General features: G+C 37.9%; 9 protein-coding genes and 1 pseudogene. 6 read left to right on the forward strand and 4 right to left on the reverse strand.

Features of this window, described 5'->3' with window-relative positions; translation table 11 throughout:
- The first annotated feature begins 481 nt into the window (after positions 1 to 481).
- On the forward strand, positions 482 to 976 hold the full coding sequence (locus NST97_RS00355) for a hypothetical protein (protein WP_327848182.1): 495 nt from the start codon (positions 482 to 484) through the stop codon (positions 974 to 976).
- Between the two features lie 130 nt (positions 977 to 1,106).
- Here NST97_RS00355 and NST97_RS00360 read toward each other — a convergent pair whose 3' ends face one another.
- Entirely contained in the window at positions 1,107 to 2,327 is a 1,221-nt protein-coding gene (locus NST97_RS00360) for an MFS transporter (protein WP_341342782.1), read from the reverse strand.
- Positions 2,328 to 3,427: 1,100 nt separating this feature from the next.
- On the opposite strand from NST97_RS00360, the gene NST97_RS00365 reads away from it, so the two are divergent.
- The 4 genes from NST97_RS00365 (at position 3,428) to NST97_RS00380 (ending at position 7,543) form a co-directional block, all read left to right on the forward strand.
- Complete coding sequence (locus NST97_RS00365) at positions 3,428 to 4,543, forward strand: cupin domain-containing protein (RefSeq protein WP_066251654.1); 1,116 nt, start codon at positions 3,428 to 3,430, stop codon at positions 4,541 to 4,543.
- A 46-nt stretch (positions 4,544 to 4,589) separates the two neighbouring features.
- On the forward strand, positions 4,590 to 5,438 hold the full coding sequence (locus NST97_RS00370) for a fumarylacetoacetate hydrolase family protein (protein ID WP_063386379.1): 849 nt from the start codon (positions 4,590 to 4,592) through the stop codon (positions 5,436 to 5,438).
- Between the two features lie 11 nt (positions 5,439 to 5,449).
- Positions 5,450 to 5,851 carry an acyl-CoA thioesterase gene (locus NST97_RS00375; protein ID WP_063386378.1) on the forward strand — a complete coding sequence of 134 codons (402 nt, stop codon included), beginning with the start codon at positions 5,450 to 5,452 and terminating at the stop codon, positions 5,849 to 5,851.
- Positions 5,852 to 5,953: 102 nt separating this feature from the next.
- Positions 5,954 to 7,543 (forward strand): class I adenylate-forming enzyme family protein, encoded by a 1,590-nt coding sequence (locus NST97_RS00380; protein ID WP_339199407.1) that lies wholly within the window; start codon positions 5,954 to 5,956, stop codon positions 7,541 to 7,543.
- 808 nt (positions 7,544 to 8,351) lie between these two features.
- Here the strand turns inward: NST97_RS00380 and NST97_RS00385 are convergent.
- Positions 8,352 to 9,461, reverse strand: coding sequence for an IS4 family transposase (locus tag NST97_RS00385; RefSeq protein ID WP_144596560.1), 1,110 nt, complete (start codon positions 9,459 to 9,461; stop codon positions 8,352 to 8,354).
- Between the two features lie 97 nt (positions 9,462 to 9,558).
- Positions 9,559 to 9,918: pseudogene (locus tag NST97_RS00390) on the reverse strand (ATP-binding cassette domain-containing protein); the annotation flags it as partial.
- Positions 9,919 to 10,020: 102 nt separating this feature from the next.
- Between NST97_RS00390 and NST97_RS00395 the strand changes: the two are divergent.
- Positions 10,021 to 10,167 (forward strand): hypothetical protein, encoded by a 147-nt coding sequence (locus NST97_RS00395; protein WP_157727926.1) that lies wholly within the window; start codon positions 10,021 to 10,023, stop codon positions 10,165 to 10,167.
- Between the two features lie 8 nt (positions 10,168 to 10,175).
- Here NST97_RS00395 and NST97_RS00400 read toward each other — a convergent pair whose 3' ends face one another.
- The gene (locus tag NST97_RS00400) at positions 10,176 to 11,960 is read right to left on the reverse strand and encodes an IS1182 family transposase (RefSeq protein ID WP_340881191.1); all 1,785 of its coding nucleotides are present in this window, start codon (positions 11,958 to 11,960) and stop codon (positions 10,176 to 10,178) included.
- Positions 11,961 to 12,042 lie beyond the last annotated feature (82 nt).

The raw sequence follows: 12,042 nt of genomic DNA on the forward strand, positions 1-12,042 counted from the left end.
CAATCACACCTTTTGCTCCCATTGTAAAATTGAATAAACAATACTTGCTGCTTTTCCATTGTTCAGCGTGTTGATCAATCGGAATTTTCAACGATCTTGAGTTCACAAAAAATTTTTGTGAGCGCTTATTAGTTTTTTAACTTCATCCTTTCACTCGTTTCTCCGGTTTTTTTTGTAGATGTCTTTATTTCTGAACGCCTATAAACATGGTATACTCTTCCTATAAGGAGGCGGAGAAAAGATTTTTTTTCACGATTGGGGTATTTAATGGAGAAAAAGCAAAAAACTATTTCTAATCGCAAGCTTTAGCAGGAGCTTTAAAGGGAGAAAGTAAAGATTTCAAAAATATTTGCGGCTGCAACGTTCTTATTGCCGTTTCCCTTTGAATTGGCTGGTGATTAAATTTGTCGCCTTCTTTTTACATAGCGACGCAGTCATTGAAGCGATGACAGAAGAAGTGATTTAGAAACGGAGGTTTTTTATGCTGCCAAAAACGATCGAACAATTGGATCAAATTCGGGAAGAATGCCGTAAATTAGTGAATAGACGTTCATCTGTTTCTGCTATTGCTGCAGCTGTTCCAATTCCGGGTATTGATGTGACGGTGGATGCTGCACTTGTGAAAGATCTGCTAAATGAAATTAATCAAAAGTTTGGTTTATCAAAAGAGCAAGTTGATCAATTGGATGCGAAAACAAAAGAGCTCATTATCGTACTGGCAACTTCATTAGGAAATGAACTCATCGGAAGAACAATTGGCAAAAAATTGGTGCTGAGCTTGGTGAAAAAAGCTGCAACCCGGATGGCGGCAAAACAGACGAGCAAACTTATTCCTCTCATTGGAATAGGGGTTTCGGCCGGGATTAGCTTTGCGACGATGAAATATTTAGGAAATAAACATATTGATGATTGCTATAAATTAGTTAAACAATATATCGAACAGGAGGCGTCATCAGAAAATTTTGCTGCAAAATAGTGAGTCTGGTTAGCTGCAATATTTCTAACAATAACCCCCAAAAAGCACTGATGATGATTAATTCAACTAGATAAAACCTCAGAGTAAATAGGATTAAAGCAATGATAAAGCCCCCATTGCTTAAAGGGGGCTATTGTTGAAGAGAAGATTTTCGATCGTGCTCCAAACTTTTCGGCTTTCTGGCAAAACGATGCTGTACAAAGAGGCAATATAAAACTAAACCTACCAACACATAAAGCGAAGTGTAAAAATATAAAGATGTAAATCCAGTAAAGACAACAACTGCTCCAGTTAAAAACGATCCGAGACCGATGCCGATGTCGAAGATCGATAAAAAGGTGCTGAGAGAAGCCGCTCTTCTCTGTGGAGGGACAATTTGTATAGCCATTGTTTGGAAGCTTGGAAACAAGGTTCCCCATCCAAGACCGATAAATACTGCACTTAACAAATAGATGAAGGATGTATTTGCCATGCTCAATATAAATAATCCGAAGGCAAATGAAACGATGCATGGGATAACAATGACATTTGCGCCGTATCGGTCAAACCACCTTCCGGTAAACGGCCGGGAAATGAGCAAAACGATTGCATACACGACGAAGAATAAATTCGAACCGGCGCCAAGATTCATTTTTTCCGCAAAAACGGAGACGAACGATAATACAGTCGAATAAGCAAAAGCTAAAAAGGCAGCAATCAACGCAATGCGGAATGTTGATACCTCTACAAGTTTTTCAAAGCTGAAATTCACTTTGAAAAGTTCTCTTTTATTTAGTTTCGGCTTCATTTCATGCAGGTTAACTATTCCCCCGGTCAAAAGCGCCCCAACGGAACAAATAAGGGCAATGACGAGCATGACAAAAGAACCCCAATGATCTAACGAGGTAAGCCCTAAAAACGGTCCAATCACCATGGCGACATTGGAAGATAAAATAAAATATCCCATTCCTTCTCCTTTTTTCGATTCCGGAACGATATCTGCCACAATCGCACCTGTTGCGGTTGTCGCAATCCCAAAACCAATTCCATGAAGAAAACGAATGATCAATAATAAGACAATTGAACTGACAAATAAATAAGAAATAGAGGCGATCAAGAAAATGACCAAGGAAATAATCAACATTTTTTGTTTTCCAAGTTTCTCCATAAATTGGTCGACGAACGGGCGAGTCACGATTGCAGCAAATAAATAAACCATTGCTATTAAGCCAGCCTCAGCTTCGCTGCTTTTTAAATCTTGAATGACAAAGATCGGCAAGGTGACCAGCAAATAATAATAGTTTATAAAAAGAAAAAAATTACAAATTGAAATACTAAAAAAATTTTTCGTCCATAATTTTGCTTCTTCCATATTTGTCCCTTCTTTAAAAAAGAATCATTTTTTCAGACTTTTTAAATAACAAACTAATTGTACACCTTTTTTTAAAAAAATAAAAGAATCGTGCAAATGGTATGAAGAAGCGGTGAAACGAAGGCTATCCATTGTTTTTCACCGCTTTCTATTAAAATATTCACTATTTAAATAATAAATTTCATTAACATGTGTTCATTTTGATTCTAGTATTCAAAATGGAACATATTCTATTTCAAAACAAAATATTCGATATTTTGGGATTTAATATTTCCAAGAATGAAGGAATCGATTTCCATGCCATTGGAAATCTTTCAATGAAACAGGAGCTAGGAAAATAAGTTTTCGAAATCAGCGGATGTTTGTGAGCGGAAAAGAGAGGAAAAACATATAAGTTTAAAAAAAACGGCAGAAGAGGCGTTATCCGATTACGGAAGTTGACCTAACATAGAGAAAAACCGTGGAATTGTTACAATTTATCTTCATTAGTGGAAAGTACGTGAATAGTTTAAAAAAGTTAATAAAAAATACATTGTCCGGCAGTTAAGTATTGCGTCCTCCTTTTATTGGTTCATATTTCACGAGGTCGATCAATTGGTAATTCAGGTTATATACAATGATCCAAAATATTTTTCCACGAAGCATTGAGAAAAATTCAACAGTTATGAAACTATGATGCTGCTGTTATGCCAGTTGACCCTACGCTGTAGACGGAAAGTTCGGTGTAACCATTCAATGGAGAAGAAAAAACAGAATTATCAGAATTTTATCGAGGATTATAATCAAAACAAATGAGGCTTGCATGAAAGTTTAATAGAACGAAACTTTCTGTAAGCCTTTTTTTAGCGTGATGACAAATATTAAGCAGATGAATTGAAATGAGGAAAGAATGCACGGGCACTGCTGAGTGAGGTATCCGCCCAGTTTTTAGAAAATAAATTCTGACTATTGACAATATTAATTTTATTTTTTAATATCGAATTAAGTAATTAAGTTCCCTATATCAGGAACAAATAAAAAATTTTATTTTTTTAGGATTGATGGAAACGCATACATGATCATTAGTTTTGGATCAATTTTATTTTTCGGGAGGGTTTCCTATGAGCAAAAAAGAAGTCATCACGGACACAGAATTAAAAGAATATTACGATGGGATGAAAAATAGTTATTTAGGTCCGCTATGGTATGATTTAGGACACATGGTGACAAAAGAGCCTGTTCATGATGTGGAGCCATATTTATGGAAGTGGAAAACGATCCGCGATTATGTTATGAAGGCGGGAGAAATTTTAGAACCTGGAAAAGATGCTGAGCGGCGCGTTGTTTATTTGCAAAATCCTAATCTATTAAAACATGGATTAGTCGGATATGGAACACATACGTTGTACGCCGGAATCCAGCTATTGCTGCCGGGAGAATTTGCTCCTTCGCACCACCATTCTCAAGGAGCGATCCGTTTTATTATTGAAGGTTCTGGAGCTTATACAGCTGTGAATGGGGAAAAAGTGTACATGGAACGGGGAGATATGATTCTTACTCCTGCATGGACATGGCATGAACATAAACATGAAGGAACTGAACCGATGATTTGGCTGGACGGTTTGGATGTAGGACTTGTGAAAAATTTGGCTGCTTCTTTCTTCGAGCCTTATGAAAATGGATTTTATCCTGAACAGCCGCCTGAAAATTATTCAACTGAAAAATTTGCAAAAGGTGCGTTTGTCCCGAAAGGCAAAAAAGAAAAGCCTGGGTATCCGTCTCCTATTATTGGCTACAAATGGGAGCGCGCTAAATATGTTTTAGAGCAAATGAGTAAATCGCCAAAGGAAAACGAAGATCCGTATGATGGCTATGCGATTGAATACATCAATCCGACAACAGGAGGATCGGCAGATGAAAGAATCGGTTCGATGATGCAAAGATTGCTGCCGAACCAGCATACGAAAGCGCATCGCCATGTGCACAGCGCCATTTACCATGTTCTTGAAGGAAAAGGATATACAGTCATTAACGGACAAAAATTTGAATGGGAAAGAGGAGACTTCTTCATTCTGCCGCCGTGGAGCTGGCATGAGCATGTCAATGAAGGATCGGAGGACGCCTATTTGTTCTCATTCAATGATAAGCCGGTTATGGACATTCTTGGATTAGAATATGAAGAGGCCCATCCGGAAGGACATCAAAAAATTGAAAAAGTATTTACTCCAGGCCCGTAAATAGATTAAAAATTGTGCAGAAGCGATTTAAGTGAGGAGTGTGCCTATGAAAATTGCCATTTTTAATGATAATCGATTAGGAATCGTAGCAGGCCAAAAAGTTTCAGATGTAACAACTACCGCTGACTGGGATCAAACAAAGCCGCATGAATCATTAGTAAGGCTGATGGAAAATTTTGATTCATTAAAAGATACACTGGAAAAGGCAGCTCAAGAAGGAAAACAGTACGATCTTGAAGAAGTAGTTTTTAGAGCGCCTGTCCCTTCACCAAGCAAAATATGGGCTGCTCCTGTCAACTATAAAAAGCACCAAGAGGAGATGAACAAACAATTTAACAACGCTCCGAGAACGATTGAAGAACTTGCGCTGTTCTTAAAAGCTCCGTCATCTGTTTCAGGTCCGTCCGATCCGATTTTGCTTCCATTTAAAGACAGAAGAACAGATCATGAAGCAGAACTCGGATATGTCATCGGCAAAAAAGCGAAAAATGTTAAATATGAAGATGCAAAAGATTATATTTTCGGCTATTTCGCCTTATTGGACATTTCCATCCGGGGAAATGAAGAGAGAACATGGAGAAAATCTTTTGATACATTCACACCGATCGGTCCATGGATCGTGACGGCTGATGAGATTGAAAATCCCAATGATCTTTCATTGAAGCTCTGGGTCAATGAAGAATTGCGCCAGGACGGAAGCACGAAGCATTTAATTTATGATTGCTACAAATGTTTGGAAGTCGCATCGACTTATTCGACATTAAACCCTGGGGATATTATCGCAACCGGAACTCCTGAAGGTGTCGGACCGATCCGTGATGGAGATGTCGTCCGCATTCAAGTTGGAAGTGTGGGGGAATTTTCCGTAAACGTGAAATTTGCAGATGAGAATTAGAAGGTGGAAACATGAAAAATATTTATACGTTTAGAGTAGTGTGGGGAGATACAGACGCTGCTGGCATCGTGTTTTACCCGAATTTTTACCGATGGATGGATCAAGCCTCGCATGAATTGCTGCGCTCCGCAGGCTTTCCTGTGGCGAAGCTGCAATCGGATGAAAAGATCATTACACCGCTTTTGGAAGCATTTTGCCAGTTTAAATCACCTCTTCTTTATGATGATGAGGTAGCTGTCCATTCTGAAGTAGTAGAAGTTAACAACAAAGTTTTCAAAATCAAGCATACGTTTAAAAAAGGGGATCAAGTTGTAGCAGAAGGCCATGAAGTGAGAGCATGGACATCTGTCGCAGAAGATCGGCCAAAAGCAGTGCCTGTTCCTGAACATGTCAAAAACATCCTTTTGTCTTAATTTTAAGCTGAAGGCAAAGGTTGTTTTTGACAAACTCAATCGGAAAACCGCCATTTATGTAAGAAGGCGGTTTTCCGTCTACTTTTGATGGGAGGGATTTGAATGGCAGCAAACCGGATGACTGAAAATGTGCTGATTCATGAATTGATTGAGGAATCGGCAAAAAAATTTAAAGACCGTGTTGCTTTTGCAGAAGGGGACAATTTCTATACTTTTGAAGATTTGAATCAATTGTCATTAAGATTGGCGAGGCATTTTATACAGCTAGGTTTGAAGAAAGGCGATGCCATCTCTGCACAGCTGCCCAATTGCTGGGAATTTGTTGTCGTACATCTTGCTGCATCGAGAATTGGGTTAGTGTTTAATCCGCTCAGTCCAAACTACCGGAAAAAAGAGCTGCAATATATGCTTTCACATTGTGAAGCGAAAGCGTTTGTAACAATTGACAATTGGAAGGGATTCAATCATGAACAACTTGCTCATGAATTGAAGGCTCAGCTTCCTCATTTACAGCATGTTTTGGTGGCAGGGGAAAAGAAGAATGACCGCAGCATAAGTATCACAGCTTTGCTTGAATCAGAACCTGATTCCGTTTCTGATCAAGACATACATGAAAACTTACCGGCTTTTGATGATCCGTGCATCATATTATTTACATCAGGTACAGAGTCCAATCCTAAAGGAGTTCTTCATACATTCCGGACATTTGTTCCGTGCCATCTGCTAAATGGCAAGGAGTATCAAATAACGGACAATGATACCATTTTATGTTTAACTCCATTATGCCACATGTTTTCACTGCCGATGATTATCATTAGCCTTCGATATGGAGCGAAGCATTTACTTTATCGAGAATATAAATCAAATGAAATTATCGACTTATTGAAAAAAGAACAAGTATCTTTTTTGACTGCTGCACCCGCACATTTAATTGACTTATTAAGACAGTGCGAACAGCAAAATGTAAGCGGTTTAAATCCTCGGCTTATTTTAACTGGGGGAACAAAAATACCGGCGAAAATGGTTCAAGATCTTAGGGCTACATTAAACTGCGATGTTGCTGCTCAGTGGGGCATGAGTGAAATTTGTGCAGGAACCTTTACTCGTCCGGGCGATGAAGCTTCATTAACATGGGAAACAGTTGGCAGACCGGCACCGGTCGGGGAAGTCATCATTGTAGATGAGCGGCACAAACCGCTTCCGACGGGCGAGATAGGAGAAATCGCTTTTAAAGGAGAAAGCTTATTTATTGAATATTATAAAAATCCGCAAGTAACCGCCCAGTCGTTTACGGAAGACGGCTATTTTTTAACAGGGGATCAAGGCTGGCTTGATGAAAAAGGATACCTCCATTTCGTCGGACGGACGAAAGATACGATTAACCGCGGCGGATTAAAATATCATGCTTCAGAAATTGAAGAAGCATTGCAAATGCATCCGAAAATCAAACAAGTGGCAATCGTCAGTGTTCCAGATCCTCGTCTAGGCGAACGGGGCTGCGCCTTCGTCTCTTTGCGAGAAAATGAAACGATTGATCTGGAGGAAATTAAAGAATATTTGCAGGAAAAAGGATTTGCAAAGTATAAGTTTCCAGAATATTTAGTGATTAAAGATGAACTGCCGACCACTCCGTCCGGCAAAATTTCAAAAGGGCTTGTCAGAGCAGAAGCAGCATCCTTATCTGAAAATTAAGCATGTATCAAGGCAGACAACGAACAAAGGTTGTCTGCCTGTTTTAAACGACATGCTTTGGTCAAACGTGACCAGAACTCACAAAAGATCAATAAAAAAGTCTGAGAAACCTTTTTTAAAAAGCTGCCCCAATGTTTGCACCAGCAGATCTTATTTTCTGAACAAAAACGCATAAGGGCTACTTTTAATAGGTGCTAGTTCATGTTTTGTGTGCTAGTTCTCTTTTTCATTTTAAAAGTTTAAACCCCATTCTTTTTTTGCCACGGATTTTATTTCGTTAATAGCATTTTGCTTTTTTTGAAGAATATGTTTATATTTTTCATCATCTGTCATTTACTTCAATTTGATTAAGTTGCGATATTTTCATCATCTTTTACAATAAGACCATATAAAGAGGGGTCAAAACAATTAAATCCACTTTATCTTTGCTATTACTTACTGATAAATTGGTATATGTCTGGAAAAGGGGAGCTTTATATACTGTAAGAACCATATCTGATTCGTTTTTCGAATAATCACCTAATGGGTTTTGTTCGAATCCTTTCGCATATGTTTTCACCAATTGGCCATTGGCATAAGTGTGGATGCCGATATATAAAGAAAATTTGACAACAATTTTTTTTATAATTCAATGCAGTAGCGTTGCATAAAAAATAAAAACATTTTATGCAGAATTTTCTGAATAAAATATTTTATGATAAACGAAAAACAAGGCAGTAACCAACTAAAGGTGATCACTATCCATTTGGTAATAAATGTATTTGTTTTATTGTTACATGGCTACTGCGCTTCGCCGACTTTTTTCAACTCATTCCCGTTGAATTCGTTCCACCCACACGGTACTTGGTTTCCAAAGAAAAACGCGCAGCCAACGATAAATCTGGGTGAGAGAATGTTTCGATTTCATTTCAAGTTGAATAAGAATGAGTAAACAGTAAGAAATCAGAGCTAAGTAAACCTGATTTTCTACAGCTTCTGGACTCGTTCCATAAAGATGTTTGAGTGTTAAACGTTGCTTAATCCACTTAAAAAATAGTTCAATGGCCCATCGAGAACGATAGATATCACCAAGTTCTTCTGGATCTAGGTCGAATCGGTTCGTAATGATTCGAATTCGATTCCCGTCCGAATCGAATGTTTCGATTAATCGAAAGACATTTTCCGTTCGTTTTTGTGGTGTCCCAATGACCACCATCGAATCAGATAAAATAGAGGAATTGGATGGGACAGAGAACGATTCAAGAAATCGAACATAGGCATTCTTTTTCAGACGGGAGGCGAAAAAGAGGCCTTTATCACAGTAATAATCGAACTTTTCGTAGTCTACATAACCACGATCAAACACGTACATGGCATCTGTTTCGTCGATCAGTTGTTCCATTTGTGTTCGATCATTGTTCCCTGCTGGGGTCATGACCATTTTTTCCGGATAAACCGTATCTTCATTGACAAACACCAGTCGTAAATGAACCTTAATTCCCGACTTCGTTTTGCGAAACGTAGCCCATTGATATTTTTTCAGATTCAGTGAAATGGTCGTAGAATCCACGATTTTTAAGCCACTCACCTGACTGGAGGAATTCGTGGACATCTGGCGGATTTGATTCACTAAATCCAGAAAGATTTCTGCGAGTAATTCGGGTTTTACTTGGCGATGTTTTCGAGAAAGTTGTGAAGCACTAATAGATGTCAATCCTAATTCTCGCTGAAAATCATCCAGTAACGCATCATCGGCGATGGCGCGCAGTCCTTCTCGTTGTTGAAGTTGAGCATGCAAAAACAAAAGTAAATACGCTTTTGTGGTTAATTTTTTCGTATATTTATCTTGTTTCATCTCTTCAATTCTTTGTGTAAATTTAACAGAATTGAGAGGAGTGACCCATTTACCAAATGAAGAAAATAGTGTATCCTTGTCCATAGGCTTCATCCTTTATATTGGATTTGGACAGGGACCACCTGTACCATCCATTATAAAGGATTTTTTTATGGACTTCTTTCAATTCGGAATTTTCGAATTAAATTAATGCAACGCTAGTGAATTCAATGATAACATCTCCCATCTTTTTTAATTCCTCATCATGTGTAACCAATATAATGGTCTTTCCTAATCTATTAAGTTCTTTTACATGTTCCATCACTAGATTGGCGTTATATTTATCCAAGCTTCCTGTCGGTTCATCTGCCAATATAATACTGCATTTTTTCATAAACAGACGCGCAATGGCTACTCTTTGCTGTTCTCCACCGGACAAAGTATATATTTTTCTTTTTTCGTAACCATTCAATCCAACTTTCTCTAATACTGCTGAGACAGTGGTATTGTTTCTATATTTCTTGTCGATCATCAGAATGTTTTCTTCAACAGATAAAGTTTGGGCGAGGGAAGTGGATGACTTCTTTGGTTACAAAGAAAAAGACGGGCGGTATATTAAACGGTTTGCATTGAAACATTTTTCGGTAGAAGGAGAGGAAAACATATGACAGAAGATAATAAAGAAAGATGTAAAGCTTGTGATGGAACAGGAATATTAGGATTTCAATTAGAAACTTGCTGGTTCTGTTGCGGGGCAGGATTAATTAGCAAAAGAAATGAAGTTAAAAAACCAAACCGAAAAATTCATTAATTTTAATATTAATATTTTCTTGAAAAGAGCAAGGGCTTGTCTAAAAAGTCCATAAAAACAGAGCGAATGGAGAAAACAATGAGTTTTTCCATTCGCTCTGTTTCCTTATTTTTGAAATTGGTTTGGGAATTTGCGGCCCATTTCAGTATGTTGTGGGCCATTGCCACAATCCCGAATTCTGTTCGGACTTTATGAAGCCCCCGTAACAGAAATCGAGTGAAACGCAAATTGCCCTTGATGTTACCGAACACACTTTCGACATCCACTTTACGCTTCGCATAAAGAGCTGCCTTTTGTTCGTCACCAAGAGCTGCTTTGGCTTTCGCTTTCATTTCTTCATAAATCGTGTTCCAATATACTCGACGATTTCCTTTGGCTTTCGTACACCCATTCTTCAACGGGCAATCCGTACAATCTTCACACTCGTACACTTTCAAATCTTGTATGTATCCAGATGCATTTTTTCTTTTTTGATAATACTTGAATACGACTTTCCGATTGTTCGGACAGATAAAGCAATCGTCTTCTTCGATGTATTTCCAGTTTTGTACTTTTGATAAATCCTTTTTAAACTTTTTACTTTGTTCCTTCAAATAGGTTTGGTATGGGGCTAATAATTCAAAACGAGGTTCTTTTTCTTCGCCAATCGCATATAAATAGTTTTCTTCACTCGCATATCCTGCATCGGCAATGACATACTTGAGTTTCTTTTCCTTCGGCATCGATTCCAATAACTTTTCCATAAATGGTTGGAAACAGCGAGTATCTCCTGGATTTTGATAAATTTCAAATCCCACGATAAATTGATGTTGTGTGGCGAGTTGAACATTATAACCCGCCTTGAGTTGGCCGTTTTTCATATGGTCCTCTTTCATTCGCATAAAAGTGGCCTCATGGTCGGTTTTCGAGTAGCTATTTCGTTCACCTAGAATCTGTTTTTGTACTTTGTATTTTCGTAATCGTGGAAGATAATCCGTTTGAATCGTTTTCAGTTGTTTGGTGAGTTGGGATTTTTTAGAGCGAAGTTCTTTTTTTCTTTCTTTGTCTTCTTCCTGTTTATAATCTTTTTCCAAAGCTTCTATTCTCTCAGAAAGTTGTGCCGATGATTTTTCTAATTCTTCTTCTAATTGTTCTTCTTTTAATTCCTCCAAGGCGATTTGGTGCGCTTCTTGTAGAAACGATTGAATTTTGGCTCGTAGTTTCTGATCATATTTTTCTACGGATTTTCGCCATACAAACGTATATTTGTTGGCATTCGCTTCTATTTTCGTACCATCCACAAAAATATGGTCGAGGTCGATAAGTCCTTGTTCTACTAGTTGAAGGACAAATTGTTCAAATACAGAATCCATCATGTTTGACATACGAACACTACGAAAATCATTTATTGTGCGATGGTCAGGGGTTTGCAATCCCGCCAACCACATCATCGGAAGATTTTCTTTCACCATTTGCGCTATTTTCCGACTTGAATAAACATTTTGAGTGTACGCATATAAAATCACTTTCAATAACATTTTAGGGTGATAGGGTGCACGACCCCCACCAACATAATGAGTATACAACACTTCATCCGGAATCGATTCCACCATTTCATCCACTAAACGGGCGACATGATTTTCAGGAATATACATTTCGATATCTAAAATGCTCATGACTTGACGATTGCAATAAGGTTGGAAAACTAGTTTTTTGCGTTTCTTATTCTTTTGAACCTCTATTTTTTGAATACCCTCTAGAGTCATTTCTAATTGCGTGTTATAATTTTCTTGAATAGTCATTTGATTATTCATAAGAAATCGTCCTTTCTGTAGAATGTTTTTTGGTCAATTTCATTCTATAAAAAAGGACGATTTTTTTGTACCCTAAAAACAG

The sequence above is a fragment of the Aeribacillus sp. FSL K6-1305 genome (genome assembly GCF_038050115.1).
Classification (GTDB): domain Bacteria; phylum Bacillota; class Bacilli; order Bacillales; family Aeribacillaceae; genus Aeribacillus; species Aeribacillus composti.

Coding starts and splice junctions, on each gene's coding strand:
- NST97_RS00355 (WP_327848182.1), top strand. CDS start 482: ATGCTGCCAAAAACGATCGAACAATTGGATCAAATTCGGGAAGAATGC.
- NST97_RS00360 (WP_341342782.1), bottom strand. CDS start 2,327: ATGGAAGAAGCAAAATTATGGACGAAAAATTTTTTTAGTATTTCAATT.
- NST97_RS00365 (WP_066251654.1), top strand. CDS start 3,428: ATGAGCAAAAAAGAAGTCATCACGGACACAGAATTAAAAGAATATTAC.
- NST97_RS00370 (WP_063386379.1), top strand. CDS start 4,590: ATGAAAATTGCCATTTTTAATGATAATCGATTAGGAATCGTAGCAGGC.
- NST97_RS00375 (WP_063386378.1), top strand. CDS start 5,450: ATGAAAAATATTTATACGTTTAGAGTAGTGTGGGGAGATACAGACGCT.
- NST97_RS00380 (WP_339199407.1), top strand. CDS start 5,954: ATGGCAGCAAACCGGATGACTGAAAATGTGCTGATTCATGAATTGATT.
- NST97_RS00385 (WP_144596560.1), bottom strand. CDS start 9,461: ATGGACAAGGATACACTATTTTCTTCATTTGGTAAATGGGTCACTCCT.
- NST97_RS00395 (WP_157727926.1), top strand. CDS start 10,021: ATGACAGAAGATAATAAAGAAAGATGTAAAGCTTGTGATGGAACAGGA.
- NST97_RS00400 (WP_340881191.1), bottom strand. CDS start 11,960: ATGAATAATCAAATGACTATTCAAGAAAATTATAACACGCAATTAGAA.